Here is a 24,288-nt window from a genome sequence, read left to right as displayed (position 1 = left end):
AACTTACATCTAGTTCTCTACCTTGGCTTGATTTATTAGGTACAGAATACGGCGATGCTTTGTGTTGTTCCCTCAAAATTGTAGATGTCCACCCCTTAAGTTCTAACTGATACAGTTAAAGTAACGTGAGTTCGACAAGCCCTTTTTTGACCTCTCCCCCAACCCCTCTCCGACACGGAGAGGGGAGCCAAAACCCTAATCTTTCGTTGCTCCTCCCTTTGCCTGTGGGAGAGGGAGGTTGTCCGGGAGAAGTTCATCGAACTCCTAAGAAACAAGGCAGGAGGCAGGAGGCAGAAGTTAGAGGGGAAGAGGATTTGACTTGTTTCTTTCGCCCTTCCCGCAGGTGCGCCTCCGTTGGAGACTCACGTTAAAGTAGTAAAGATGCACAGTATTTTATCTGGTCGTCCAGTTTGAGCGTGAGCGCAAAGTTTGCTGTTTCGTATTCTCCGATAACCCTAGTGTATGATCGATAAGGTTATTCGGTTCTGGTGGGAGTCAGCTACCAGAGGTAACGGGGAAAGTTCGGTGCAAATCCGGCACTGTCCCGCAACTGTGAACTAATTTGAGATTCAGGAACTAAATCGAAAATCTCAAATTGAGTGAGTCAGGATGCCCGCCGAAATAGATTTATTAGTTTCACATATCTGCGAGGTACAGATGACTACGACTGTAAATATTTCCCCAACCAGTCCAATGGAAGTTGCTGAACATACTTTATTTGTTTGCAAAACCTGTGCCAGTGTTTGGCAAAATGGAAAACGCTTAGGTGAAAGTGGTGGTGAAAAACTTTTACACCAACTTCAGCAGCTGGCACAAGATTGGGAGTTACGAGATCGATTCCCGATTCAGGAAGTTGAATGCATGAGTGCTTGTAATCGTTCTTGTGTAGTTGCCTTTAGTGCCAAAGGCAAATTAACATATTTATTTGGTGATTTAGCCGTTGATGGGAGTGCGTCTGCGGTATTGGAATGTGCTAGTCAATACTATGCTAAAGCAGATGGTTTGCTGCCTTGGTCAGAACGTCCAGAAGCGATGAAAAAGGGGATTTTAGCAAAAATTCCACCTTTATCTTAATGATGCGCGTTTTGATTCTGGGTGGGACAGGTGATGCAGCAGAATTAGCTGCCAAAGTTACGACTATCCAAGGGTTAGAAGTAATCACCTCTCTAGCTGGCCGCACCCGCGAACCGTCAGTACCGCTAGGCGATTTACGGGTTGGAGGCTTCGGCGGTGTGGCTGGATTGGCTAGCTATCTGCGAGTCATGCAAATCGACTTATTAATTGATGCAACCCATCCTTTTGCTAGTCAGATTTCCTGCAATGCGGCAGATGCAGCAACGGAAGTTGGAGTTCCCCGTTTGATGTTAATCCGTCCGCCTTGGGAAAAAGAAAGTGGCGATCGCTGGATTGAAGTTGACAGCGTTGCAGCCGCAGCAACCGCGCTGCAAAATCAGTCAGAGCGAGTGTTTTTGACAGTTGGTAAACAGGAACTCGCCGCTTTTGCTCATTTGGAGAAAATTTGGTTTTTGATGCGGATGATTGACCCTCCTAGCGATGATGCTTTAGTACCGCCGGGGATCGTATTGTGCGATCGCGGGCCTTTTACCCTCAATAATGAAAGACAAATCCTGATTCAGAATAACATTGATACCATCGTCAGCAAAAATAGCGGTGGCGATGCGACAAAGCCCAAGATTATTGCCGCGCGAGAACTGGGCGTGAAGGTTGTGATGGTAAATCGTCCACCTGTACCGCCAGGGGAACAGGTTAGTAATGTTGATGCTGCTTTGGCGTGGTTATGCAATCGCTGTTAGTAAATAGCCAAGATTGATAATACTATCTTTCCTTCCGTATAATACACGGGAGCCTTCTACAAGATCCGCGATCGCAGTAACGACTTCCATGAAAAATCTAGCTTTATCTGCCATAACCCTCGTCACCACATCTGGATTAGTTTTCGGGACAATGCCATCTGCTTCTGCTTTAAGTTGGAGTTGGAATTATTCTGGTACTGGCATAGAGGCGAATGGTACTTTCACTACTAATGACACCCCTAATGATTTGGGTTTTTACTTAATTACTGGAATTACTGGTACGCGAAATGGTGAAACAATTACTGGTTTGCAACCCGCTGGGACTCCGATCCCAGGAAACGAACCTTTTAATGTTGATAATTTAATTAGTCTTAATACTCAGCAGTTAACAGGTGATGGTTTTGGGTATTCCACTTCGGGAGGAAACTATTCTAGTCCATTTTTTGCAAGTTTTTTGCCGACACCAGGTTATTTAGAGGTATTTTCTGCGCCGCCAATCATACCAGGTTTTGAAAATTTAGGATTAGAAGATAGTGAGTTACCTATTAGTTTTTCTGCAACTATAGTCACTGTTCCTGAACCTACTTCTATCCTGAGCTTACTCATTCTTGGTACTCTTGGCACATTTTCAGTACTCAAAGGCCACAATCTATCCAAATTTACTCAGAAGAAACTCGAAAAAGTTTCCTAAAACCATCAATAACAATTCAAAATTGTACCCTTATAGGGATCTTGCTACGCGTTTATGTGGCGGCCAAGATGCCATTGGTGTCAACTTAAGTTAAAAAGCCTTTTCAAATCTCGTTTCCAGCCTAGAGGCTGGAAATGTTGCTCTTGGCGGCTCTGCCGCCAGCAAGGGAGGCGGAGCCTCCTTGACGGCATTCCCAGTCGGAGACTGGGAACGAGACAATATCTAAAAGCTGGTTATAGGCTGACTTTCACGTTAAGTTGACACCAATGGCAAGATGCTCACCCCACAATATTGGATAATTTATTTCTTGGAGTTCCCTTAACAATGCAAGCCACCGCATTAACAATGCAAGCCACCGCATTAACAATGCAAGCCGACGCATTAACAATGCAAGCCGATGCATTAACAAGGCCGCCGATGCATTAACAATGCAAGCCGATGCATTAACAATGCAGCCGCCGCATTAGCATTGTAGGGTATGGTCAAATTTAATTCGCGATTATTTAATGAAATACTGTACTAAGTGTTGACGTTCGGTCTTAGACTCTTAAATTTACTAGAAAACTTGCGATTTTTCTATGGTTCATTGAAACATACAGATTAAAGTAATATAGCAACGGTGGTATCATTGCATCCAAATGATACCGTAATTTTGTCTAGATATAGAATTCTATCGCCTGCTGACGATAGACTATTTCTAAAAGGAGTTTGCTGCAATGTCCACAACACCAACTACTCGATTAATTTTAGAGACTTTACTTCCCCATCTGAAAGTAGCAGCAGCCTATGCCCATTTTCTACAACCAAAAATTGCTGCACTTCCTGCCAAAGAACAAGCAAACAACTTTTTTAGTGCCGCCCTTACTGATGCAGATGTGGCTATTCAAAATCTAGTAGAAGTAGTATTACTAGGAACTTTTCCAGATATTCGCTTTTATGGTGAAGAATATGAAAGTTCTAATAATACCAAATATTTTCGCGCTATCGAACTCGGTTCAGAAGGTGATTACTTAGTAACACTTGACCCGATTGATGGTACGAAGTTTTATATGGATGGACATTCTAATTATCAAATTATTCTCAGTATTCTAAATGCGGATGACTTTGAAGCCGTAATTGCCATTTCTCCTGCCCAAAACGTTTATTTTTACGCCCTTCGAGGTGAAGGTGCTTTTAAAGGCACGCTAGACATGAACTTAGAAGCCTGTGCCCCATTAGATATAACATCCGCCAAACCTTCTATTTTATTGGGGTGGGGAATGAATTCCATCGCACATTTATTAAAAGATCGATATAAAGTAATCGATATAGCGAATGATTACTCTAGTGATATTCAAATCCCCAATCTCAATGGTATTCTCAGTGGCGATTTGAGTGGGGCAGCGATTAAATCGGGCAAATTTCTTGATAGTGCTGCACTCGCTTTTATTGCAAAAGAGGCTGGCTGGATTGTAACTACTCTGGACGGTTCGACTTTACCGCCACTGCATACTTGTCAAAATTATAGTATGCCTGGATTGATTGTAGCTGCCTCAAAATCTGTTTATCAAGACCTGCTGTCAGCGCTGCAAAGCGTAGCTGTTTGAGGGTTAATCAATATCGGGTACTGTTACATTCACAGATTGATGTTGAAGGTAAGCTAGTCGAAGGTATTCGGTCTAGATCGCAAATGAAAATGTACTCTCAACGACTCTGTTTAGAACCACTAGAACCATATCATGCCGAACTGCTTTTTAATGGATTACAGAGTGCTAGTATATATAAGTTTATTGAAGATGTGCCGCCACAAAGCGTTCAATTGCTTCGCGATCGCTACGTGGTTTTGGCACGTCGTCAATCACCGGATGGAACGGAGATTTGGTTGAACTGGGCTGTCTGGTCTATTGTGGAGAAATGCTACGTTGGATATGTTCAAGCAACAATTACTATAGATAATAGTGCAACGCTTGGATATGTATTTTTCCCTAATTTCTGGGGAAAAGGTTATGCGCTCGAAGCGGTGAAGTGTATGATTAATTATTTAGTTGAGACATACAAAAATCTTGATTTTAGTGCTGACGTTGATGTAAAAAATCACCGTTCTATTGCCTTACTACAGAATCTAGGGTTTGTCAGATCGACATTTTTTAAAAATATTGAGTCTAACCAAGATGAATTCAACCACGAAGTACAGTACCGCAAACATTGATAGATAATTAATTCAGATAATACCACTTTCTATAAATCTCACCCCGCTTTTTGCTGAGGGTAAAAGCGACTGGATACCGTATTCCACGACTTAATAATTCTTTTGAACAAATGAAAATCTGTATTGTTGGCGCGGGTGCGATTGGTGGATATTTAGGGGCGAAATTGGCACTGGTAGGTGAAGAGGTGACATTAATCGCGCGTGGTTCTCATTTGGAGGCAATTCAAAAAAATGGGCTGAAGTTACTTATGGCAGATGGTTCTAGCCAAATTGCTACTCCATTTCTGGCAACTAGCGATATCCAGTCAGCAGGGGCGCAAGATGTAGTAATTTTAACTGTGAAGGCTCACAGTGTAGCCGCGATCGCACCTTTTCTCCCAGCACTCTACGATGCTCAAACAATGGTGGTGACAGCCCAAAATGGCGTTCCTTGGTGGTACTTTCGTCAGCATGGCGGTGAGTTTGAAGGTACGCGGATTCAATCTGTCGATCCAGATGGGATTATTGAAACTAGTATCGGTGCTGAACGCGCCATCGGTTGTGTTGTTTACCCGGCAACTGAGATAATTGAACCAGGTGTAATTAAACATATTGAAGGCGATCGCTTTACTCTGGGTGAAATTAACGGTAGTAAAAGCGATCGCATCCAATTATTGGCACAAACTTTAAAACAGGCAGGATTCAAAGCACCAATCCGCAATCAAATTCGCACGGAAATTTGGATCAAGTTGTGGGGAAATGTGGCATTTAATCCGATCAGTGCCTTAACTGGCGCGACTTTAGAGGATATTTGCCGCTATCCCCTCACCCGCGAACTAGCAGGGCAAATGATGAGTGAAACTCAAGCGATCGCAGAAAACTTAGGTATAAAATTTGGCATCACTTTAGAACAGCGAATTAATGGCGCAGAAAACGTTGGCGCACACAAAACCTCAATGTTACAAGATATTGAAGCCGGACGCGCTACGGAGATAGATGCGATCGTTGGCGCGGTGGCAGAATTGGGAAAACTTACTCAAATTCCCACACCTTATATTGATGCAATTTATGCCAGCGTTAAGCTGCTGGAAGCGACTAAAGTCAGAATTTGACAGTCCCAAAGTTTTCATGGGATTAAGGGACTTCCAAGTAATAAAATATCACAATATTTCTTGTGGGATGAACATCTTGCCAGTGGTGTCAACTTAAGCTCAAACTCCCTTTCAAACCTCGTTTCCAGCCAGAGGCTGGAAATGCTGCTCATTGCGGCTCTGCCGCAAGTCTTGAGGCTCTGCCTCAACGACGAACATCCCCAGTCGGAGACTGGGAACGAGACAACCGAGACAATATCTAAAAGCTTGTTCTCGGCTGGCTTTCACGTTAAGTTGACACCAATGGCATCTTGCCCGTCCTGTGAATTGGGCGCTCATGTTGCCCACCCCACAAGATTGAATAATTTATTGGAGTTCCCTAAGCAGAGACTTTACCATGCATTAATTAGGGCTTGTAAGTCGATGCATTGGCATAACAAGTCGATGCAATGGCATAACAAGTCGATGCAATGGCATAACAAGTCGATGCAATGGCATAACAAGCCGATGCAATGGCATAACAAGCCGATGCAATGGCATAACAAGCCGATGCATTGGCATAACAAGCCGATGCAATGGCATTGCAGGGCAAGAAGTAGGGAAATATTTAGAAAATTTGTGTGTACACCATAGCCATTCAGCGGACATGATATCACAGGTATTATTTGCTCGATTGATGTAGCAGTTTAAGGTGCGGAATATTTTATGAAGAAAAAAAAAGGATGGCTATTAGACCTCTTGCAAAAGTTCTTTTTGCAAGAGGTGGGAAAAGGGAAAAGGTTAAAGGGGAAAGGGAAAATAACAAACCTTTCCCCCTTTCCCCTTACCCTTTTCCCGACTTTTGCAAGAAGTCTATTAACGATACTGGTTGTAGCAGCAGTAGGAATCAGCATCATCATCGGACATAGTAATTCTCTAAAAGCTGCCTCACCTTTAGGGAAAGACACGCTGACGATGATTACTTCCCCAGATTATCCTCCTTATGAGTTTTATGATACAAAAGGAGGCGATCGCCAAATTGTTGGCTTTGATATAGATATTGCCAAAACCCTTGCTGAAAAACTAGGGTTTAAACTTCAAATAATGGAATCCGATTTTAATGGATTAATCCCTGCACTCCAAGCAAATCGCGCTGATTTTGTCATGGCTGGGATGACTCCGACTCCAGAACGTCAGAAAAATATTGATTTTTCAATTATTTATTACGAAGCTAAAGATACTATTGTCGCTCCTAAAGGTAGCAATCTGAAGCAGCCCCAAAACTTATCAGGAAAAAAAGTTGGGGTGCAACTAGGAACGATACAAGAACAAAATGCTGAGAAAATTGCTAAAAAAGTTGCGGGTATTCAGCTAAAGCAACTCAACAAAGTGCCGGAAGTAGTTCAGGAAATCAAATCTGGGCGAATTGATGCCGCAATTGTTGAGGATACCGTCGCGAAGGGATTTGCCCAAGCTAACCCAGATTTGGAATTTAATACTATTCCCTCAGAAGAGGCAAGTGGATCGGCGATCGCTTTTCCTAAAGGTTCTTCTTTTGTAGAACCGTTTAACAAAGTCCTTCAACAAATGAAAGACGATGGCACATTGCCTAAACTAGTAACCAAATGGTTTTCACAGAATACCGCCGCCAATTCTGCATCTTCAACTCCTGCTAAAGGCGGATTGAATCTCGACTTCACCAGAATTCTTCCCGACATTCCCTTTATTCTGCGGGGAATCCCATTAACTTTGTTGTTTACCCTATTATCTGTAACCTTGGGGTTAATTTGGGGAACAATCCTGTCTCTGTTAAAAATTCTCGGCATCAAGCCGCTTACCTGGGTTGCGAACGCCTACACCTCTGTTTTTCGAGGTACACCTTTGCTATTACAGTTGGCGTTGGTTTACTACGCAACACCCCAGCTTACAGGCTATGATATTTCTGCATTGGAGGCTGGGGTGCTAACTTTTACCCTGAATTCTGGCGCTTATATGTCGGAAACCATCAGGGGTGGAATTCAAGCGGTGGATAAAGGACAAAGTGAAGCGGCGATGTCTATGGGTGTTCCCTATTGGTTGATGATGTGGGATGTGATTTTGCCCCAAGCATTGAAGAACATTCTCCCCGCATTGGTAAATGAAACTATTGGACTACTCAAAGATTCCGCGCTGGTATCAACGATTGGGGTTGTGGAAATATTACGCAGCGCCCAAATCGTTGGTGCAAACAAATATATTTATTTTGAACCACTGCTATTTGCAGGGTTAATCTACTATGTTTTGGTAATGGGTATGACCTTGGGTGCATCCGCTTTAGAAAGGAGGTTACGGGAAAGTGAGTAATGTAATCATTCGCACGGAATTCTTATCTAAATCCTTTGGCAATCTCGACGTACTCAAAGATATTTCCACTGAGTTTTACCAAGGGGAAGTGGTTGCCATATTAGGCCCTTCTGGTTCAGGTAAGTCTACCTTTCTGCGATGCATAAACTTGCTAGAACAACCCACCAGAGGCAGAATCTACTTTCACGACCAAGAAATTACCAATCCCAAGGCCAACATTGCGAAAGTACGCCAGCATTTGGTGATGGTATTTCAACATTTTAATTTGTTTCCCCACATGAATGTGCTGGAAAATGTCACCTACGCGCCCATAAAGGTGAAAGGAGTAAACAAGCAAAAAGCAGCAGAACATGGCTTAGAATTGCTGAAGAAGGTAGGTTTAGAATCAAAAGTGTCTGTGTATCCATCTAAACTATCTGGGGGACAGAAACAGCGAGTAGCGATCGCCCGTGCATTAGCAATGGAACCTGAGATGATTTTATTTGATGAACCCACCTCTGCACTAGATCCCGAAATGGTCAAAGATGTGCTGGAAGTGATGAAAGATTTAGCACTATCTGGAATGACAATGGCGATCGTTACTCATGAAATGGGCTTTGCCAAAGAAGTTGCCAATCGGATTATGTTTCTCGATCGGGGAAGTTTAGCTGAAGATACTACTCCTAGCGAGTTTTTCCAAAATCCTCAGTGCGATCGCGCCAAGCAGTTTTTAGAAAAAATGCTTTAGGGATTGACAAATAAAAAAATATCCCAAATTTTCTTGTGGGATGGTCATCTTGCCATTGGTGTCAACTTAAGCTAAAACTCTTTTCAAATCTCGTTTAAAACCTCGTTTTCAGCCTCTGGCTGGAAATGCTACTCTTGGCGGCTCTGCCGCGAGGAGAGGGAGGCGGAGCCTCAATGAGGGGCATTCCCAGTCGGAGACTGGGAACGATATAATCTGCGAAAAGCTTTTTCTAGACTGGCTTTAACCTTAAGTTGACACTAATGGCATCTTGCCCGTCCCCAATATTAGGACGGGCAAGATGCCCATTCCACAAAATGGATAATTTATTTTTTGGAAAACTCTTAGAATAATTGAAATTCGCCGCTTTTTTTGTATTCTTGAAACTTTTCTAAAACGGGGCGATCGTTTGGCATTAATGTAGGTAAATCTATCAAATCAAAAAATTCCAGCGCCAGCGATTCTCCATCTAAGCAAGCGAGACTACCTGACCATTCAACGGCTCGCAAAATTAAAATGAAATTTTGGACGCGATCGCCGTTAGGATAAGTTACAGCTTCAAAGGATGGGTTAGAAGAAAATCCCACAGCTGCAAAACGCTTAACCGTTAAACCAGTTTCTTCAAAAACCTCTCGTGCTGAACATTCTTCGGCAGATTCACCTACTTCTGGACAGCCACCAGGTAGCCCCCAAAGTTTGAAATCACTCCGCTTTTGCAACAAAACGCGCCCCAAATTATCTTCAATAATCACACGTGTGCCAAATAATAGAAGTAGGCGATCGCCTACAATTTGTCGTAACTTGCCAAGATAAGAATCTGACCAATTCGCCATAATCTGAGAAAAAGTTTGTAAAGAAACTCTAAAAGTAACAAATAGCGATCTAAATCTACTTCAGTGTTTTCACACCAGAGTAGTTAATAATCTTGGTATCTGAAGTTAACAAAGGACAATCATAAAATCTGGCTGTAGCCACAATAAGTTGGTCAAATGGGTCGCTATGGAAGCCGTTTAATTGAGTTGAGTCAATGATTATCGGCACAGATAAATCTAATAGTTGTACTCCTGGATAACTCAAAGCAGCTTCTAGCCATTTGTCAATAGCCAAAGGTAAAACTAGTCTTTTTTTTTCTATCAATTTGGCTACTTCCCAACAAGAAAGAATGCTGATTCCTAAACCATCAGACTTGTAATCTTGTAACCATTGTCGCTGTTGCTTAGTCAGTCGTGAATCGTTCTGAACCCACCAAACCCAAATATGAGTATCAAGTACAATCATTGCAAAACTTCCCAGTCCTCTAGGGCGACGGGTTCTGTTGGATCGTCATAACGGTATGGCTGTGTGTTGTGTAATAGATTTGGATTTGTCTCAAATTTGGGTTTAGGCGCTGCTTGGTGGTGTGGAGTTTTCGTTTCCAGAATAATCACTTCCACAGCATCTCCGGCATGAAAGGGTAAACCGCGTAGTGTCAAAGTTCCATCTTCAGTTAAAACGACTTCTATCTTGTGAGCATTCATATTTCGACTCCAAAGGCAAATTTTCAGTCTTCACTAGAATTAGTGTAATTTTGTAACTTAGAAAAAGTTTGTAAAGAAACTCTAAAAGTAACAAATAGCGATCGCCTGAAAACAGGATAATGCAGCTGAACAGGTTAATCCTTCCCATTCAACCTAGAATTATGGCATCTACACCGAAAATCCTCGCCTTTGCTGGCAGCACCCGGATAGATTCTTACAACAAAAAACTGGTAAAAATTGCGGCGGCTGGCGCTAAGGCAGCAGGCGCAGAAGTGACTTATATAGACCTCCGCGATTTGCCCTTACCTCTCTATGATGAAGACTTGGAAGCTCAAGAAGGACTACCAGCCAACGCCCGCACGTTTAAGGACTTGATGATTTCTCATCAAGGATTGCTGATTGCTTCGCCGGAATATAACAGTTCACTCACAGCAGTTTTGAAGAACGCCATTGACTGGGCATCTCGTCCATATCAAAATGAAGCACCTTTGGCTTTGACTGCTTTTGCAGGGAAGGTTGCTAGTATTATGAGCGCTTCCCCTGGCGCTCTTGGTGGTTTGCGGGGGCTAGTTCACCTACGCTCTATTTTGGGAAACATCAAAGTTTTGGTGCTTCCCGACCAAGTAGCAGTATCCAAAGCTTATGAAGCCTTTAATGCTGATGGCGCATTAAAAGATCCGAAACAGCAAGAATCTATTGAGCGGTTAGGCGATGGCTTAACAAAGATATTGCTGAAACTTAACTAAATTCTTCAGGTGTTCAGTAAATAATGAACACCTATAAGTAAATATTTTAATCCCTAATAGGGATTTTGATAAATTGCAATTATTTTTTATTGTATCAATCGAGGCAGTAAAAGTGTTTCAATCCCTAATAGGGATTTTGATAAATTGCAATCTTTACAAGCTGAGTTGCGTTCTTTAGCATCAATGTTTCAATCCCTAATAGGGATTTTGATAAATTGCAATTCACAGTCAAAGCCCCTCTAGCCTGGGCTATATTCGTTTCAATCCCTAATAGGGATTTTGATAAATTGCAATCCCTAAATTTAATGACTACTGAGTTCCAGACTAAAGGTTTCAATCCCTAATAGGGATTTTGATAAATTGCAATTTGTAATACCGCGTTTCCTAAACTAGCAAATCTGTCGTTTCAATCCCTAATAGGGATTTTGATAAATTGCAATAACTGATTGCTGCACTTGTAGTGTGATGTTCATTTGTTTCAATCCCTAATAGGGATTTTGATAAATTGCAATGCTGGGGACGGCCAGCCAATACAGGCTCAAGTAAGTTTCAATCCCTAATAGGGATTTTGATAAATTGCAATGAGGAGTATGAATATTACCCCTAAAGAGAAAAATGTTTCAATCCCTAATAGGGATTTTGATAAATTGCAATGAAATTGGGGCAATTATAGTCAATGCATCTGAGCAGTTTCAATCCCTAATAGGGATTTTGATAAATTGCAATAGCGGGAGCCTGAAAGCCAAGCTGTATTTAGTTTTCAAGGTGCGGTTGCGCGATTCTGGAGCAATCATAGCATTAGAGAATTCGTTTGGAAAGAGTGCCAGGAAAATTTAAAGGCTGAAATCGTATTTTGATAAGCATTTCAGGGATTGCGCGGATGAGGATTAGGGGAATAATGGCTTCAAAGCCTTACTGTAGTTGGGATAGAAGCATTTTTTTTGGCTGTGAAATTTCTACACCTACCCCTCCGCGCATTTGAGATGCAGGAACCTAGCTAGAAGGAGACTCAGCAAAGAAAATTGTTTCGTCTCGTGGCTGTTCTCCGCCAATGCGTTCGACTTTTCGCTGACAACAGCCACAGAGAAAATAAAAGCGCACGCTATCGGTGTCGGGTTTAATCAATTTAGATAAACGCGATCGCAGTTTAGCATACTGAGTAAGAGTGATATCGCACTCAAACACACTCAGTTGCATCCATTGTCCGTAAGACTTGAGAACAGAATGGATTTTAGTACGACGTTTATCTTCTGGAATGTCGTAGCTGACAACAATATACATAGTAAAGTACGGGAGAGGAACAAATGACAAGTTATTTGAGAATTAGGGGAGGATATTTATCGATTTCGTTCATTAGGTATTTACTTAATAATCTCGCTTGAATTTCAAAGGATTCTTGATAGGTGCATTTGTTTCCCATGACTGGATGTTTGAAACTTGATAGTTTCTTTTGTTGATAAGCACGAAGAAATGTATGCAGTCCTTCTTTGGTTAAAGACACAGCACCACTGAGCGGTTCGGTGGTAAAGTCAGTTAGGGTTAGCGATCGCTTGTTAATCAGCGACAACACTACAGCATCCACTATTAAAGGACGAAATTCTTCCATCAAGTCTAAGGCTAGGGAAGGTCTACCATAACGCTCGACGTGTAAGTATCCTAGATAAGGATCGAAGCCGACAATATTTAAAGCACTTTGCATGTCATGACGTAGCAATGAATACCCAAAACTCAGTAGAGCATTAACTGGATCGGTTGGTGGGCGGCGGCGTCTGGCTTCAAATATAAATTCTGAGGTTTTGATTAGCTGTTGAAAAGAACCGAAATAGGCTGCACTACCAGCACCTTCTAAGCCTCTGAGGGAATCAATATTGTTAGTGTTTTCAATTGGTGCGATCGCGTTTTCTAATCGAGTGATGTTATTATTCAAGTCAGTATCGGGATGTTCTCGCTGAGTGCGAAGTAAAGTGTGGCGGTAATTTTTTAATTTCCCCCGCACAAATCCTCTGACTAAATGGATTGCTGGTTCTGATTCTCCCACAGCTTGCCATTGGGCTTTCCGAACAAAGATATTTTTAGTAGTTTCTGGTTCTAAACGCCCTAAATATCTTCCGTTTTGTGTGAGAAATGTTAAACAAATGTGACGTTCTAAAAGTTCATTGACGACGGCGGGAGAAATGGTAGCCCGTCCTAGTACTACAATTCCCTCTATTTTAATTAAAGGGATATCCAAGATTGTTTTTTGTTCAGCTTTGACGGTGAGACGTTCGTCAACTTTACCGATAAAAGCATCAGCTTGTGTTACGTAAAGTGTTCCCATTTTTGATTATTCCTAGTAATAATTGGAGATTGGACGAATAGATTTATAAGGTATAATTCAATACGGCTCAGGCAAGGTTTGTTGGTGTAGATAATCGGTATTTCAAGACGCGATAAATCGCGTCTCTACATGATGGTTTTGTTGCTCACCTGAACTGTATTGGGGTATGATTTAATTGACTTCTTGATAACTTTTGACTTTATCGGTTGCTTTGGGTAAACATTGCGAATAAAGACTGCATCCTTGGCAGCGTTTGCTGTAAACTGGTTTTGGCATTGCTCCTGTTTCTAGGAGACTTGTCACAGATTCAATAGTAGCGATCGCACTTTGCCGTAACTCTTGATTAATCTCTACTAATTGCCGTTGATGGGAGTGGGCATAATAGATATATCCAGTAGTTACAGGTTGTCCTGTCATCTCTTCTAAACATAAGGCTTGGGCACAAACTTGCAACTCATCGTTATCCCATTCGCCTTTACGTCCTCGTTTGTATTCCACTGGATAAACTTGGCCAGATTCGGCTTCAATTAAATCAGATTTGCCGATGAGTTTGTATTGCTCAGACTTCAACCAAATTGCTCGAAATTGCCAAGTTTCTCCTCGCTGTATATCGCTTGTCGTGTGGACGCGATCGTGTAATGTCGTGCCTTCAATTGTGTATTGATTATCAGTAAACTCACCTGCACAAAACATCCGCCAACAGCGATGTTGGCATAAAAGCACGTATTATCAATACTTTCAGTTTTTATTCTCTTAAAGATGCTCACCTAATGCTCAAACTGCGATTTTTAAGTACAAAATACCCTTTTTAAGTAGTTTTTGTTACACAGTTGTAATGTTCAAACAATGCTCAAATCTAGAGAACTTTATGTGTTCATAACCTGCAAGTAATAACATCTATTTAATCGTTTTCCATCTAAATATACAGCTTGCATTAAACAGGAGTTCCAATAATGGTGGATAACAAGGTAAACTTGATTGCAGATTTTTTAACACTTAGTTGTCATGAATCACCTTGCATTGTGGATGCTCGTGAATACATCAATGATAGTTGGATAGTAAGAGCTACGGATGAAAGGATTATTAGTAAAGGTGTGATGACAGTTAAATGGCAGATGGTAGTCCCGCAGGGGAAAAGAGAAGCCGTGCGAATAGCAAAGAAAGTATTGGACATTTATGTAGATTTTGGGCGGTTCCTTGTGACAGATGAGGACTACTCAGAAGTAGAAAAGGAATGCATTAAAACTCATGACGTGCAAGGGTTACGTATGGTAGTAGCACTATACCAAGGGGATGATAAATTGTACTACAAGAAGAAGATTGAGAATCTTATTAAGGTTAATGGACTAAACAAGCCACGCAAAAACGTAACCAGCAACTTACCGTAGTAGCGCAAGGTAGGGTATCAAGTAAAAGTGACATATTTAGATGACATATTTTTATGTCACTTTTTATGTCACTCGAAAATGTCACTTTGATTTACAACATACACAAAGGATTGAAACAATGAGTAACTTAACATTCGATAAATCACTTGCACTTTCCCTTTACCAGTCTGATGAGCAATTCCCTGTAAACCTTGATGATGCGTGGCAATGGCTAGGATACGGAAAGAAGCGAACCGCCAAGGACACACTGAAAAGCAATTTCATTGAGGGTGAAGACTTTTCACGGAGAGGTATCAAAAGCAGTGGTGGCAGACCTTCTGAGGTTTTACTGCTCAGCATTGAATGCTTTAAGATGCTAGGAATGCTAGCAGGCACGGAACAAGGTAAGGCTATTCGTAAATACTTTATTGAGTGTGAGCGTATCGCCAAGGCTAATTCAATAAAACCTCAACAGGCTTACCTTATTGTCAGTAGTAAGCTAGCGGAGTGGAGGGCTAGTGAATCATTGCTGACGCAAGAGATGGAAAAATTGGAAGATGAATTGTTTAGCAAAAAACGTGAGCTACAAGACGTAAGACAAAATCAGTTGATGGAAGCCAAGGCATTTAATGACACTCATCCTGGTGTATTAGAGCAAGCATTGATTATCAAGGAAATAATAGACCGTGCTAAACAGGCTAACAAGTACCTCAATGCTTGAGATGACATCAAAATATGACACTCTGAGTGACACTTTTAGATGTCATCTACGAACACAGGGTATACTCGATATCGCTAAAATATCTGATGCCAACTATTGAGAATGACCTTATTTACCAAGGATTGTAGCTTACAAAAAAGCCTTAAAAACACAACAAAAACATACCTACAAGTCCTTGTTGACAATTCAAACTAAGTTTTACCTTAAAATCAAGTCACAGTATACGTTGTAGCTTATTGTTTTATTTATCTGTTATAAATAGTTGACGTTTTTTATTTATCTGTTATAAATGATATAAGCAAACAACAGCAAGGGACTCAGAGATTCATCGATTCCATAGCGCTGTTAATGCCCAGTACACCCAATCTAGGGAGCATATTGTGTTATCCCCTAATTACGAACTAGAGACTATCCAGACCGATACATTTGAGGTAATTGCCAAGTCACGAGAGCTAGGGTGGCTTGTTTTTGGGCTAACAGATGAGGTAACACCTCAAACAATGATTGAACAGTTTGCTGAACTAGACAAAGCTTATCAATCCCTAAGAAGTCAGATTGATGCCGTTCGGAACAGTCTAGACAATGGTCATGACCCTGACCGTCATTTGTTCAACTACTGATTGTTTTTCCCGTTCATACACACAATAAAACGCGCCGTCCAATGAGTTCGCACCTCATAGAACGACGACTTCCATCTCACGTAATCAACCTACGCAAGAGGCTAAATTATTATGACCGTTATTCAACAAACCGTCCATCCTTCTACTATCTCTATACCCTCTCCCCTTTACAGAATTGGTCAGCGAGTTGAGTGGATTGACGGTGAACATCCTTTTGTATGCGAATTCACAGGGATTGTTACTGGACAGACTTACCGTATTGATTGCATCGGTGGTAACTGGAGGTTTACTATGGTAATTACAAATGCAACAACTGCCGGACAGTTACAAAATCATTATATTGGCGGACATTACCCTGATGTGGATGAAAATCGTTTGCGTGCCTGTATTGGTATGAGTGAGTGAACATTTTCTAAGCTCTGGCTAGGGTCAAACATCGAATTTTCCCAACAATCTATAAGTTGAAACAAGGCAATGCATTCCACTGGTTAGTACTAGTGGGATGTGCAATAGGTTCTAAAAACAATGAGGTTTTAATTTATGCCTAGAGGTATACCAAGTAGCGGTACGAGAAAGCCGGGTTCAGGGAGGAAGAAAAAATACGCTGGTGAGGTAATGCAAAAATATGTCCCAATCTCTATCGCTGACAAACTAGATGATATCTATCAACTCTTGATTGACCTAGAGAAAGAGGTTGATACGTGGGAAAAAATCTGTGATGAAAAAAGTACTTCACCACGTTATGAGCAGGCACGCAAGCTTGTATCAACGCTTAGGCTTCTTTTGAACAGACTGGGGATTGATGCCAGTGCTATTTATGCACAAGGTAATAAAGAAAACAAATCGGGGGATGAATCATGAGTTAATCAATATCCTCAGTTAGGCTTTTTTCTAGCTTAATACCCTACATTTTCAGAGTGACATATTTTAGTGACACTAAAACTGACATTTTTGAGTGTCACTTCACAGATACAAGGTGTGAAAGGTATTGCCCATGATTGGGAATACTAGGATTTACGCTAATAACTAAAAACTACTCACAAAAAAACAATGACAGACTTAACAGTTTTCAATTTTGAGTCACACGAGATACGATTTGTCGAAGGCAAGCCAATAGGTAACGATATCGCTTCTGTCCTGGGGTATGTTGACCCTAGCAAAACCGTATCAACAAAGGTCTCTAAAAAGAACAAAGGTGTTACCAAAACGGTAACTCCCGGCGGAATCCAGTCTGTAACCGTGCTTGAAGAAGCTGGTATCTATCAACTCATTTTTGGTAGCAAGCTAGAATCAGCAGAAAAGTTCCAAGATTGGGTCTTCAGTGAAGTGTTGCCATCTATCCGTAAAACTGGTAGCTACAACGCGGTATCACAGTTACGACATCAACAACCATCCGATAACTCAGCAAAAATAAACCAGCTTACCACCAAAAAAGCCTCTATACAAGAGGAAATTAAGCAACTTGAAGATAGTCTTGCTACTAAAAAACGAGAACTACAAGAGGTTTCAGAGTCCCTAGTGATAGAAGCTAAAGCATATTATGATGCCAGTCCTGAGACGTTCAAACAAGTAATCGCTTGCAAGGAAATTCTTGACCACGCCAAACAACGGAATCCTTATCGCTCCTTACCCTCTGTTTAAGGTAAGCCACAGGAACCCCATTGAATGACCAATCCATCAGAGAACTCAAAAAAATAGCCACAGCACTTAAAATTAAGGGCTATGGCAGTATGAATAAAGAAACGTTGGTGGCAGCTATTACTGGCGCTAGGGAAGTTTAGCTTCCACACGTGCTACACGCTCACTAAGGGCATCCATCCTATCGTCTACCCTATCAAGCACTACAGACATTTTCTCTGTAGTGTTTTTTAGTGAGTTCATGTCACCCTCGATAAGTACATACGCTCTTTCTTTTGCTATGTAATCAGCTTGTCTTTGACGTTGGTGCAATGCTCTCTCTTGTAGATACAGTACTAACAAGCTAACGAACGCCGGAAAACTCAAACCTATGATCCACATAAGACCCTCATTCATAATATTTACCTCTACTAAATCAGATGACACTTTTTTATGTCACTTAAAGTGACACTTTTAGATGTCACTTGGTAGTGCATACCCTTGTACTCAAAAAAATATCCATCACAGCATAAAACTATGATGGATACACACAAAGATTGAAACCTAATTACTGTATTGCTCTGTTGAGCGCTTGCTGTATCGCTGTTACCTTGGATAATGTTGCCTTGTTTTGTTTCTCTAGCGTGTCGAGTGTAGCACCTTGAGAAGTTCCGATGTATTCCCAGACTTGCAGCTTCACATCTCTGTAGTAGCTTTCTGGGGAATAACTTAACAAGTATTTTGTATCACCCACGGAAGGGAATGTTGTAAACCTGTGGATGATGTACCTATTAAGTATCACTCGCAATTGCTCACCTTGGGCGGCTCCTGCTGTACCGAACGGAACGGGAAAGGCTTGATACAGATATCCTGCTTTGTACCAATTAGGGTTAGCAGTATTGCTAGTGAGGTAGATTGCGATTGTATTGTGAGTTAGTACTACATCAGGTTCTATTGGTTCTATTGGTCGAGGTTTACCGTTATCACCAATCTGCGCAGTGCGACTAACGTTTACTATTTGTTTCCACTCGCTAGCAATATCATACATAGTCTTTAACCAGCACCCTCTTGAACATCACCACCCTTAGCCTTAATTTTGGTCTTCAGGGCATTAACTGAAGTATTGGCAACAGTGGAAGTATCAGCCGCCGCTTTCTGCATGATGCCGTAACTACCGCCGCCAGCGATTTTAAAGGTAGGTTGAATTTCATTTTCTCCAGGGTCGCTACTGATTTTACCCGCTGGGATAATCTCACCGAGAGAATCAGCGATAACACGAATTGTTGCCCACGTGGGGAATGCAAAGCTAATACTGTGATAACCTTGTGGCTTACCAGCTACCTTAGTGCCAATCTTTTTGCCAGTCTTGATGATGACACTGCGACCGCCTACCTTGCGTTGTAGTGCGATAGGTTCGCCAGCGTTTTTACCATCGGTATTCTCAGCACTCTTATCAAGCACTGTACCGTCAGCGAGTGTCAAATTACGAGCAGTTGTATACTCCCTTGCTTTGCCGTAGATAGTGCCAGTGAAACCGAGTTTATCGATATCGAGGAACCGTGCAACGTTAGCGCGACAAGAAAAAAGTCCTACTGGGTCGTCATTAACCCGCGATGCATCATCCGTTGTCTCTCTTGATAGTGAAAACCATACCCGCCCTAATGATTTGTTAGCCATATACCATCCCTTCGTTTTGTGCTTACGGTAGGGAATTTCACCCTACCAGGTTTGTTGATTATGCGTAGGCGGGTACGGTAGCACTGATACCAGCAGCACTTACAACGGACAACTGATAGACGCTAGTAAAAGACTGTAAGCCTGAGCTAAGGTCTGTTTGAATAGTGCCAGTTGTAGGTAGTGGGTAAGAGTTCAATAACTCACCAGTGGTAGCAGTTGTATTAGCGGCGTTCTTCTTAGCTTGAGCGATCGCAGCACCTTGTAGCACTTTTGCTAAGAATTCAGCAGTGCCAGATGTATTGGGCAGTGCATCCATAGCAGCGACATAGGTCTTCACGTCAGTGTCGATGATTTCATTTGCGATTTCAGCTAGTGTTAAATCAGCAGTAGCAGCCATATTTGTTACTCACTCTGTAAGTGATTTCTTGGTGGATGCTCATAGTGTTATCACCCCAGGCTGTGAACGTCAATACCCTGTAAAAAGTTCTTTTGGGGGGGTATGCATACCCCATACACTTAAGTGCCATTTCTGGATGTCACTAAAAGTGACATATTTATATGTCATCTACAGATGTCACTTTGCAAAAGTATAGAGCCAATGCGTTATAGCTATTTTCGTGGCGGGTATCGACATTTTTTTTCTTACAGGTTAACCAGTAGGAATAAATTTTTCTTCTGTAACGCAATGCTGGACACATTCACTATCAAATCAAAAGCAGTAATCACGCTTGATGCCAATTCCGGTAGTAGCGTAGTTCCGATATTCCAGTACTCACCATTTACAAAAGCTGGGTATCGTACCATCAATGAGTATTTTGAAATTAACAATCTCAAGGCTGTAGCGTTTATTTACAACACTGATGCCGTACCATTTCCAGTGTTTGAGTTAGAAGACACAGAGAGTAAGCAGTTGTTGACCGCCATAAACCTTGAGTGGAAGTCAGAACGTATTCAGATGGATGTTGTACTCACCACGAATAGTGGTACTAACTGGCATCGAATAGCAGCATATTCATTGCTCAATGCAAGTCCCTACCCATACCGCGAATACTCACTTGGCGACCATACGCTTGGTGACAATGCAATGCTGGGTATTCAGATGAGAAGCGTAGGGTATGGTCTATTGCAAAATGGCAATCTCGGTAGTGATAGAGTGACAGTATTTGCTGATTTAGTGCGAGTTGTGACAGTTGAACGTATTGCCGATACTGCACAGCGAGTCACTAACAATATCACTACGACACCGTCAATCATTGTTAACTCAAATGTCAACAGAAAGGTGCTTTCATTCTTTAATAGCAGTAATCAAAATGTCTACATTGACAACGTGAGTACTGTATCCACTACTTCACATATGCTTGAGTTGGAGCCAAAAGAATATTATGAAGTACCTGAACCAATGTACACAGGCAGCTATTACGCAGTAGTAGCAAGTGGCAGTACTTCGATAGAGATAAGGGAGGCGGTATAATGGGTTTCTTTTCTGAATTTCCTAGAATACAATTGCCCAAAATATCTATCACCAATGCTCCCAATAATTCACCCAATAAAATCGCTAATCCGTTCAAGCTATCTAATCTGATACGCTACAACACATTCACAGATTTGTACTTTAACTCCAATTTCAAGATTGACGCGTGTAACCTCTCCATAGACTACGAACCTATGGACAACCCTCTCATTAACTTCCCAAGAATTAAATTCTCTATTAGGAATCCGTATTGCCAAATACCTCCGACACCAGAGATTGATATACCGGGTAAACCAAAAGTAGAGAACTTGCAATGTACAAGTGGACTAATTTTTGTTTATACAAATGACACTATCAAGCCTCTCAATTACGAACTTATTGGTAATTATTTCTCGGTTAATTGGCAGCTAACAAGGTATGTAGGCAATCACATTCCTCAGGTAGTAGGAACCGTAACACTTGTATACGAGATATTGAGTGGAAGCTACCAAATAAAACCTGGTAGTGGCACTGGTGAAATTCCTGTCACACCGTCAGGAAGGCAGATAACAGACTTGATAAACAGTATTGGAGTAAATGTTTTCAGCAGTGTTGCGGATGTCAGCACTATACTAGCAAGAACTGCTAATAATTCCGGATACAGCTATCTTGCTAGTTGTCCCCCCGCAATACACCCAACACCACCGCCAAAAAGTAAAAAAAAAGAGTGCGATTGTATGTGCAATGATAATTTAGTCAAACTTCTATTGAAACGTATTGGCTCGTTACCTGCTAGCGTTCCCGATAATTTCACTAAACAAAATCCGTCTTATATCAATGTTGAGTCACTAGCAGAATTGATGCTGTGGCAGATGCAGCAACTCGATGCCCTTATGGGTGCTTACCCTATCAACATTGAGATAGAAGACAATGACTTGGTGACAGAAGGCAACCAAAAACAGACAATAAGTGTACCCAATAGTGCAGAAGCTTTGGCAGAAATAATGGGTATGATGCTAACGATTAAGCGTGATACTCATGCGGCATTGATAACAGCAATCAAGGCTATGGGTGAAGCGGGAATGAGTAAAAATATAGGCATCCAAACACTAGCAGTTGCAGAGGGTGTAGAAGAATTTCTGGGGTATAAGGTGGAGCAGAAAAAGAAAAAAGTGCCATCGTTATTCACCCCAGGAGGTAAGAATATCACCGAGACTCTAGCAGAGAAAGAAATCGAAATAGTGGTGCACGAAAACACTGATACTAACGACTTGCAAGACGACTTAAAAATACTCAAAACAATGGCGGCAAGATGGAATGCTCAAAACTTTAGACGCGTTGGCAAAGACAGTGCATTAAGCGATTTAAAAAATGCTTTGTTCGGTCAAGGTGAAGCTATTAAAAAAGATAAAGCACCCAATGAACAAAATGATTTCGATGCATTCACAGAACAAGTAGAAAGAGGATTTATTGAAGTGTCTGGAGTTACGGACACTACAAGCCCTTATGGTAGACCTTATGATGAGCGCCCCAAGATACGGGAAATCGGCAATGAAGCAGGTAGGTACAACAATGACGGTACGCCCAAGTCCCACGGATAGTATCACTCGGAAGTGACATACCCAGATGACATATATAGATGTCACTTTTTATGTCACTCGAAAATGTCATTCACAACAAAGGTATATGTATGGCACTGAAATTTGAATTATCAAGATTAACAAGTAGGGTGGTAAGAAGTGATATTGGTACTCGTATAATCCGTGCGGGTGAAAGCGTTACCAGTACTAGCGGCGGCGGTCTAGGAGGAGCGCTAACTTGGGTGTTTAATGGGTTTAAAAGCCTTGGTGGTTTTATTTGGGGTCAATTATCAGGACTGTTCGCGTTTTCATGGTCTAAACTTTGGTCGTTCATCGTTAGCGCAAAACAATTTATATGGAATTTCAATTGGAATGCTAGTGATGATGAACTCAACTCTCAAATAAAGGCACAGTGGGAGGCATTGGCATCTCAACTTGGTGGAACGCTAGGTAATGCTTTTGGGTATTTCACTTGCGGTATTGTACCTTCCGCTCTGATATTTTGCTTCAACGAACCACTGGGAGCGTATGTACTCGCAAGGGTAGGTGAAGAAATGGCAGAAGAATTCCTGGGTAACTTTGGGGCATTACTACAAAGTACTCTTACGCTGGGTGTCAGAATACTGCTAACTGAAACATTCAAAACCGCTAGAAAAATCATTAAAAGCAATAGCAAGGTAATAGGTAAATACCTTGGCAAGAATGCTGAAAAACTTGTAAATGCATGGGGTTCCAAGGATAGCAAACCGTGGTCTTTTGCAAGTGCTTTTGAAGATGGATTAGATAATACCTTTGGCAAGGAAGGTTTTTTGAGGAACTTTGCAGAGGAATTCTTTGAGGAGGCAGATGAGGCGTGTATAGAGGCGGGATATGTAGTGGCAAATGCTATTGATTCTTATCAAGCAATGCAGGTACTTTCCCGCGATACAGTACCAGTTCTGGGTGATACAAGGTACGTGGAAATAACACCTAATCGCAATGTACCAGATGAACGAATAGTGTTAGCAGGAAGAGAAGAACTATTAAGACCTGCTATCATTCAGACACTTACCACACATGAACAATTCAATGGTCGTGATTTAGGCACTATCTACGGCACAGCACCCGTAGAAGTTGCAGAGCGTAGGCATAGACCAGAGGTGGTGTTGAAGTTCTACCGCAAGCAAAATCATAACCCTGCTAAGGGCGAAATAGTGGAAGCATTGAGTATGCAGATTGCCTTCAGACTTATGAACAAAAGCAAGGATGATTTTGCTACCGATGCATACCTCAAGGTGTTGGCAGAACTTATATATCAAAAGTTTGCTACCCCACCTTTCAAAATAGAGAAGGGCATCGAAACATATACCTATGCTGACCACGAGAAAGGATATCAATTCAAGCTTGATGTGATATCTCAACAGGAGGCAAGACGTGTTGTAGAACAAGTGTTAGACCTGCAACGGCATAGCGTAAATGACGACCTATTGAGACGCGGAAGCAGACGTATAACACCTGTTAATCCTAATGGTGAGAGGGTAACAATACTGGGTCATACTCAGCACTTGCCAACACACCAAAATAAGGGCATAGTGCAATTTCAGTACGCTTACCTCAATGTAGGTATTGGTGTAGCTCCTATTAATCTAGTGGACACAACAGGGAGGAAAAAGAATGTTATCTATAGACCGTGATAATGAAGTTGATGAATATGAAACTGTACTCGTAAGGATAGGTCAAATAGTGCAGTATATCGATGATATGGGGGTGACTTCTGAGGGTGAAGTGTTACAAGTTGACCAGGACTTAAATATGCTTTATGTTGCATCTGGATGCATTATTGCAACGCTTTCATGGATACATGCCGACCAACTTATTGAGGAATAAA

At 41.6% G+C, this 24,288-nt stretch carries 32 protein-coding genes, 1 CRISPR repeat array and 1 riboswitch; of the genes, 20 read left to right on the top strand and 12 right to left on the bottom strand.

Annotated features, from left to right (window positions below; translation table 11 throughout):
• The first annotated feature begins 463 nt into the window (after nucleotides 1-463).
• Nucleotides 464-635: riboswitch (cobalamin riboswitch) on the top strand.
• A gap of 22 nt (nucleotides 636-657) precedes the next feature.
• The 6 genes from NSTC731_RS31885 (at nucleotide 658) to NSTC731_RS31860 (ending at nucleotide 5,784) form a co-directional block, all read left to right on the top strand.
• A complete protein-coding gene (locus NSTC731_RS31885; RefSeq protein WP_445628444.1) occupies nucleotides 658-1,074 on the top strand; it encodes a DUF1636 domain-containing protein in 417 nt (138 codons plus the stop codon).
• A gap of 2 nt (nucleotides 1,075-1,076) precedes the next feature.
• On the top strand, nucleotides 1,077-1,814 hold the full coding sequence (locus NSTC731_RS31880; protein ID WP_445632218.1) for a cobalt-precorrin-6A reductase: 738 nt from the start codon (nucleotides 1,077-1,079) through the stop codon (nucleotides 1,812-1,814).
• An 88-nt stretch (nucleotides 1,815-1,902) separates the two neighbouring features.
• Complete coding sequence (locus tag NSTC731_RS31875) at nucleotides 1,903-2,505, top strand: PEP-CTERM sorting domain-containing protein (protein WP_445628443.1); 603 nt, start codon at nucleotides 1,903-1,905, stop codon at nucleotides 2,503-2,505.
• A gap of 716 nt (nucleotides 2,506-3,221) precedes the next feature.
• The gene (locus tag NSTC731_RS31870; protein WP_445628442.1) at nucleotides 3,222-4,091 is read left to right on the top strand and encodes an inositol monophosphatase family protein; all 870 of its coding nucleotides are present in this window, start codon (nucleotides 3,222-3,224) and stop codon (nucleotides 4,089-4,091) included.
• Nucleotides 4,088-4,693, top strand: coding sequence for a GNAT family N-acetyltransferase (locus NSTC731_RS31865; RefSeq protein WP_445628441.1), 606 nt, complete (start codon nucleotides 4,088-4,090; stop codon nucleotides 4,691-4,693). Before NSTC731_RS31870 ends, NSTC731_RS31865 begins: the two co-directional genes overlap by 4 nt.
• A gap of 110 nt (nucleotides 4,694-4,803) precedes the next feature.
• The gene (locus tag NSTC731_RS31860; protein WP_445628440.1) at nucleotides 4,804-5,784 is read left to right on the top strand and encodes a 2-dehydropantoate 2-reductase; all 981 of its coding nucleotides are present in this window, start codon (nucleotides 4,804-4,806) and stop codon (nucleotides 5,782-5,784) included.
• A gap of 111 nt (nucleotides 5,785-5,895) precedes the next feature.
• Here NSTC731_RS31860 and NSTC731_RS31855 read toward each other — a convergent pair whose 3' ends face one another.
• Both NSTC731_RS31855 and NSTC731_RS31850 read right to left on the bottom strand, forming a co-directional pair.
• The gene (locus NSTC731_RS31855; RefSeq protein ID WP_445628439.1) at nucleotides 5,896-6,102 is read right to left on the bottom strand and encodes a hypothetical protein; all 207 of its coding nucleotides are present in this window, start codon (nucleotides 6,100-6,102) and stop codon (nucleotides 5,896-5,898) included.
• Between the two features lie 67 nt (nucleotides 6,103-6,169).
• Nucleotides 6,170-6,355, bottom strand: a complete 186-nt coding sequence (locus tag NSTC731_RS31850) for a hypothetical protein (protein ID WP_445628438.1) — start codon at nucleotides 6,353-6,355, stop codon at nucleotides 6,170-6,172.
• A 113-nt stretch (nucleotides 6,356-6,468) separates the two neighbouring features.
• Between NSTC731_RS31850 and NSTC731_RS31845 the strand changes: the two genes are divergently transcribed.
• A complete protein-coding gene (locus tag NSTC731_RS31845; RefSeq protein ID WP_445628437.1) occupies nucleotides 6,469-8,085 on the top strand; it encodes an ABC transporter permease subunit in 1,617 nt (538 codons plus the stop codon).
• Nucleotides 8,078-8,812, top strand: coding sequence for an amino acid ABC transporter ATP-binding protein (locus tag NSTC731_RS31840; RefSeq protein ID WP_445628436.1), 735 nt, complete (start codon nucleotides 8,078-8,080; stop codon nucleotides 8,810-8,812). Before NSTC731_RS31845 ends, NSTC731_RS31840 begins: the two co-directional genes overlap by 8 nt.
• Nucleotides 8,813-9,153: 341 nt before the next feature.
• Here NSTC731_RS31840 and NSTC731_RS31835 read toward each other — a convergent pair whose 3' ends face one another.
• Genes NSTC731_RS31835 through NSTC731_RS31825 form a run of 3 tightly spaced genes read right to left on the bottom strand, consistent with a single transcriptional unit; the run spans nucleotide 9,154 to nucleotide 10,326 of the window.
• On the bottom strand, nucleotides 9,154-9,642 hold the full coding sequence (locus tag NSTC731_RS31835) for an NUDIX hydrolase (protein ID WP_445628435.1): 489 nt from the start codon (nucleotides 9,640-9,642) through the stop codon (nucleotides 9,154-9,156).
• A 55-nt stretch (nucleotides 9,643-9,697) separates the two neighbouring features.
• Nucleotides 9,698-10,087, bottom strand: a complete 390-nt coding sequence (locus NSTC731_RS31830) for a type II toxin-antitoxin system VapC family toxin (protein WP_445628434.1) — start codon at nucleotides 10,085-10,087, stop codon at nucleotides 9,698-9,700.
• Nucleotides 10,084-10,326 carry a hypothetical protein gene (locus tag NSTC731_RS31825; RefSeq protein WP_322697324.1) on the bottom strand — a complete coding sequence of 81 codons (243 nt, stop codon included), beginning with the start codon at nucleotides 10,324-10,326 and terminating at the stop codon, nucleotides 10,084-10,086. Before NSTC731_RS31825 ends, NSTC731_RS31830 begins: the two co-directional genes overlap by 4 nt.
• Before the next feature lie 161 nt (nucleotides 10,327-10,487).
• Here NSTC731_RS31825 and NSTC731_RS31820 point away from each other — a divergent pair, with 161 nt between their 5' ends.
• Nucleotides 10,488-11,072: an NADPH-dependent FMN reductase gene (locus tag NSTC731_RS31820; protein ID WP_445628433.1), complete on the top strand. Its 585-nt coding sequence runs from the start codon at nucleotides 10,488-10,490 to the stop codon at nucleotides 11,070-11,072.
• Between the two features lie 43 nt (nucleotides 11,073-11,115).
• Nucleotides 11,116-11,798: direct repeats of the CRISPR family, unit length 37 nt; unit sequence GTTTCAATCCCTAATAGGGATTTTGATAAATTGCAAT.
• A gap of 267 nt (nucleotides 11,799-12,065) precedes the next feature.
• Here the strand turns inward: NSTC731_RS31820 and cas2 are convergent.
• The 3 genes from cas2 to cas4 all read right to left on the bottom strand — a co-directional run bounded on the left by cas2 (nucleotide 12,066) and on the right by cas4 (nucleotide 14,112).
• The gene (gene cas2 / locus NSTC731_RS31815; protein WP_152590239.1) at nucleotides 12,066-12,353 is read right to left on the bottom strand and encodes a CRISPR-associated endonuclease Cas2; all 288 of its coding nucleotides are present in this window, start codon (nucleotides 12,351-12,353) and stop codon (nucleotides 12,066-12,068) included.
• A 31-nt stretch (nucleotides 12,354-12,384) separates the two neighbouring features.
• Entirely contained in the window at nucleotides 12,385-13,389 is a 1,005-nt protein-coding gene (gene cas1d / locus NSTC731_RS31810) for a type I-D CRISPR-associated endonuclease Cas1d (RefSeq protein WP_445628432.1), read from the bottom strand.
• 171 nt (nucleotides 13,390-13,560) lie between these two features.
• On the bottom strand, nucleotides 13,561-14,112 hold the full coding sequence (gene cas4 / locus NSTC731_RS31805; RefSeq protein WP_445628431.1) for a CRISPR-associated protein Cas4: 552 nt from the start codon (nucleotides 14,110-14,112) through the stop codon (nucleotides 13,561-13,563).
• Between the two features lie 230 nt (nucleotides 14,113-14,342).
• On the opposite strand from cas4, the gene NSTC731_RS31800 reads away from it, so the two are divergent.
• From NSTC731_RS31800 to NSTC731_RS31770, 7 genes are all read left to right on the top strand, one after another.
• On the top strand, nucleotides 14,343-14,777 hold the full coding sequence (locus NSTC731_RS31800) for a hypothetical protein (protein ID WP_445628430.1): 435 nt from the start codon (nucleotides 14,343-14,345) through the stop codon (nucleotides 14,775-14,777).
• 40 nt (nucleotides 14,778-14,817) lie between these two features.
• Nucleotides 14,818-15,477, top strand: a complete 660-nt coding sequence (locus NSTC731_RS31795) for a hypothetical protein (RefSeq protein WP_445628429.1) — start codon at nucleotides 14,818-14,820, stop codon at nucleotides 15,475-15,477.
• Nucleotides 15,478-15,857: 380 nt separating this feature from the next.
• Nucleotides 15,858-16,097, top strand: a complete 240-nt coding sequence (locus tag NSTC731_RS31790) for a hypothetical protein (protein ID WP_445628428.1) — start codon at nucleotides 15,858-15,860, stop codon at nucleotides 16,095-16,097.
• Nucleotides 16,098-16,208: 111 nt separating this feature from the next.
• Nucleotides 16,209-16,502 (top strand): hypothetical protein, encoded by a 294-nt coding sequence (locus tag NSTC731_RS31785; RefSeq protein WP_445628427.1) that lies wholly within the window; start codon nucleotides 16,209-16,211, stop codon nucleotides 16,500-16,502.
• 135 nt (nucleotides 16,503-16,637) lie between these two features.
• Complete coding sequence (locus NSTC731_RS31780) at nucleotides 16,638-16,958, top strand: hypothetical protein (protein WP_445628426.1); 321 nt, start codon at nucleotides 16,638-16,640, stop codon at nucleotides 16,956-16,958.
• A 189-nt stretch (nucleotides 16,959-17,147) separates the two neighbouring features.
• Nucleotides 17,148-17,738, top strand: a complete 591-nt coding sequence (locus NSTC731_RS31775; protein WP_445628425.1) for a BRO-N domain-containing protein — start codon at nucleotides 17,148-17,150, stop codon at nucleotides 17,736-17,738.
• A gap of 20 nt (nucleotides 17,739-17,758) precedes the next feature.
• Nucleotides 17,759-17,878, top strand: coding sequence for a Rho termination factor N-terminal domain-containing protein (locus NSTC731_RS31770; RefSeq protein ID WP_445628424.1), 120 nt, complete (start codon nucleotides 17,759-17,761; stop codon nucleotides 17,876-17,878).
• Here NSTC731_RS31770 and NSTC731_RS31765 read toward each other — a convergent pair.
• The 4 genes from NSTC731_RS31765 to NSTC731_RS31750 all read right to left on the bottom strand — a co-directional run bounded on the left by NSTC731_RS31765 (nucleotide 17,865) and on the right by NSTC731_RS31750 (nucleotide 19,788).
• Nucleotides 17,865-18,116 carry a hypothetical protein gene (locus NSTC731_RS31765; RefSeq protein ID WP_445628423.1) on the bottom strand — a complete coding sequence of 84 codons (252 nt, stop codon included), beginning with the start codon at nucleotides 18,114-18,116 and terminating at the stop codon, nucleotides 17,865-17,867. The two genes, NSTC731_RS31770 and NSTC731_RS31765, sit on opposite strands and share 14 nt — an antisense overlap.
• 166 nt (nucleotides 18,117-18,282) lie before the next feature.
• Nucleotides 18,283-18,762: a hypothetical protein gene (locus NSTC731_RS31760; RefSeq protein WP_445628422.1), complete on the bottom strand. Its 480-nt coding sequence runs from the start codon at nucleotides 18,760-18,762 to the stop codon at nucleotides 18,283-18,285.
• A gap of 5 nt (nucleotides 18,763-18,767) precedes the next feature.
• On the bottom strand, nucleotides 18,768-19,391 hold the full coding sequence (locus tag NSTC731_RS31755) for a hypothetical protein (protein WP_445628421.1): 624 nt from the start codon (nucleotides 19,389-19,391) through the stop codon (nucleotides 18,768-18,770).
• Nucleotides 19,392-19,449: 58 nt separating this feature from the next.
• Nucleotides 19,450-19,788: a hypothetical protein gene (locus NSTC731_RS31750; RefSeq protein ID WP_445628420.1), complete on the bottom strand. Its 339-nt coding sequence runs from the start codon at nucleotides 19,786-19,788 to the stop codon at nucleotides 19,450-19,452.
• 288 nt (nucleotides 19,789-20,076) lie between these two features.
• On the opposite strand from NSTC731_RS31750, the gene NSTC731_RS31745 reads away from it, so the two are divergent.
• From NSTC731_RS31745 to NSTC731_RS31730, 4 genes are all read left to right on the top strand, one after another.
• Entirely contained in the window at nucleotides 20,077-20,862 is a 786-nt protein-coding gene (locus NSTC731_RS31745; protein WP_445628419.1) for a hypothetical protein, read from the top strand.
• Between the two features lie 194 nt (nucleotides 20,863-21,056).
• On the top strand, nucleotides 21,057-22,442 hold the full coding sequence (locus tag NSTC731_RS31740; protein WP_445628418.1) for a hypothetical protein: 1,386 nt from the start codon (nucleotides 21,057-21,059) through the stop codon (nucleotides 22,440-22,442).
• A gap of 89 nt (nucleotides 22,443-22,531) precedes the next feature.
• Nucleotides 22,532-24,094, top strand: coding sequence for a hypothetical protein (locus tag NSTC731_RS31735; protein ID WP_445628417.1), 1,563 nt, complete (start codon nucleotides 22,532-22,534; stop codon nucleotides 24,092-24,094).
• Nucleotides 24,075-24,287, top strand: coding sequence for a hypothetical protein (locus tag NSTC731_RS31730; RefSeq protein WP_445628416.1), 213 nt, complete (start codon nucleotides 24,075-24,077; stop codon nucleotides 24,285-24,287). Before NSTC731_RS31735 ends, NSTC731_RS31730 begins: the two co-directional genes overlap by 20 nt.
• Nucleotide 24,288: the final 1 nt, after the last annotated feature.

The organism is Nostoc sp. DSM 114167 (genome assembly GCF_052692655.1).
This window is presented reverse-complemented; position numbering and strand designations above follow the sequence as displayed.

Coding starts and splice junctions, on each gene's coding strand:
- NSTC731_RS31880 (WP_445632218.1), top strand. CDS start 1,077: ATGCGCGTTTTGATTCTGGGTGGGACAGGTGATGCAGCAGAATTAGCT.
- NSTC731_RS31800 (WP_445628430.1), top strand. CDS start 14,343: ATGGTGGATAACAAGGTAAACTTGATTGCAGATTTTTTAACACTTAGT.
- NSTC731_RS31885 (WP_445628444.1), top strand. CDS start 658: ATGACTACGACTGTAAATATTTCCCCAACCAGTCCAATGGAAGTTGCT.
- cas1d (WP_445628432.1), bottom strand. CDS start 13,389: ATGGGAACACTTTACGTAACACAAGCTGATGCTTTTATCGGTAAAGTT.
- cas2 (WP_152590239.1), bottom strand. CDS start 12,353: ATGTATATTGTTGTCAGCTACGACATTCCAGAAGATAAACGTCGTACT.
- NSTC731_RS31795 (WP_445628429.1), top strand. CDS start 14,818: ATGACATATTTTTATGTCACTTTTTATGTCACTCGAAAATGTCACTTT.
- NSTC731_RS31745 (WP_445628419.1), top strand. CDS start 20,077: ATGCTGGACACATTCACTATCAAATCAAAAGCAGTAATCACGCTTGAT.
- NSTC731_RS31765 (WP_445628423.1), bottom strand. CDS start 18,116: ATGTGGATCATAGGTTTGAGTTTTCCGGCGTTCGTTAGCTTGTTAGTA.
- NSTC731_RS31785 (WP_445628427.1), top strand. CDS start 16,209: ATGACCGTTATTCAACAAACCGTCCATCCTTCTACTATCTCTATACCC.
- NSTC731_RS31860 (WP_445628440.1), top strand. CDS start 4,804: ATGAAAATCTGTATTGTTGGCGCGGGTGCGATTGGTGGATATTTAGGG.
- NSTC731_RS31845 (WP_445628437.1), top strand. CDS start 6,469: ATGAAGAAAAAAAAAGGATGGCTATTAGACCTCTTGCAAAAGTTCTTT.
- NSTC731_RS31820 (WP_445628433.1), top strand. CDS start 10,488: ATGGCATCTACACCGAAAATCCTCGCCTTTGCTGGCAGCACCCGGATA.
- NSTC731_RS31780 (WP_445628426.1), top strand. CDS start 16,638: ATGCCTAGAGGTATACCAAGTAGCGGTACGAGAAAGCCGGGTTCAGGG.
- NSTC731_RS31855 (WP_445628439.1), bottom strand. CDS start 6,102: ATGAGCGCCCAATTCACAGGACGGGCAAGATGCCATTGGTGTCAACTT.
- NSTC731_RS31875 (WP_445628443.1), top strand. CDS start 1,903: ATGAAAAATCTAGCTTTATCTGCCATAACCCTCGTCACCACATCTGGA.
- NSTC731_RS31760 (WP_445628422.1), bottom strand. CDS start 18,762: ATGTATGATATTGCTAGCGAGTGGAAACAAATAGTAAACGTTAGTCGC.
- NSTC731_RS31755 (WP_445628421.1), bottom strand. CDS start 19,391: ATGGCTAACAAATCATTAGGGCGGGTATGGTTTTCACTATCAAGAGAG.
- NSTC731_RS31750 (WP_445628420.1), bottom strand. CDS start 19,788: ATGGCTGCTACTGCTGATTTAACACTAGCTGAAATCGCAAATGAAATC.
- NSTC731_RS31835 (WP_445628435.1), bottom strand. CDS start 9,642: ATGGCGAATTGGTCAGATTCTTATCTTGGCAAGTTACGACAAATTGTA.
- NSTC731_RS31825 (WP_322697324.1), bottom strand. CDS start 10,326: ATGAATGCTCACAAGATAGAAGTCGTTTTAACTGAAGATGGAACTTTG.
- NSTC731_RS31735 (WP_445628417.1), top strand. CDS start 22,532: ATGGCACTGAAATTTGAATTATCAAGATTAACAAGTAGGGTGGTAAGA.
- NSTC731_RS31830 (WP_445628434.1), bottom strand. CDS start 10,087: ATGATTGTACTTGATACTCATATTTGGGTTTGGTGGGTTCAGAACGAT.
- NSTC731_RS31775 (WP_445628425.1), top strand. CDS start 17,148: ATGACAGACTTAACAGTTTTCAATTTTGAGTCACACGAGATACGATTT.
- NSTC731_RS31730 (WP_445628416.1), top strand. CDS start 24,075: ATGTTATCTATAGACCGTGATAATGAAGTTGATGAATATGAAACTGTA.
- NSTC731_RS31870 (WP_445628442.1), top strand. CDS start 3,222: ATGTCCACAACACCAACTACTCGATTAATTTTAGAGACTTTACTTCCC.
- NSTC731_RS31740 (WP_445628418.1), top strand. CDS start 21,057: ATGGACAACCCTCTCATTAACTTCCCAAGAATTAAATTCTCTATTAGG.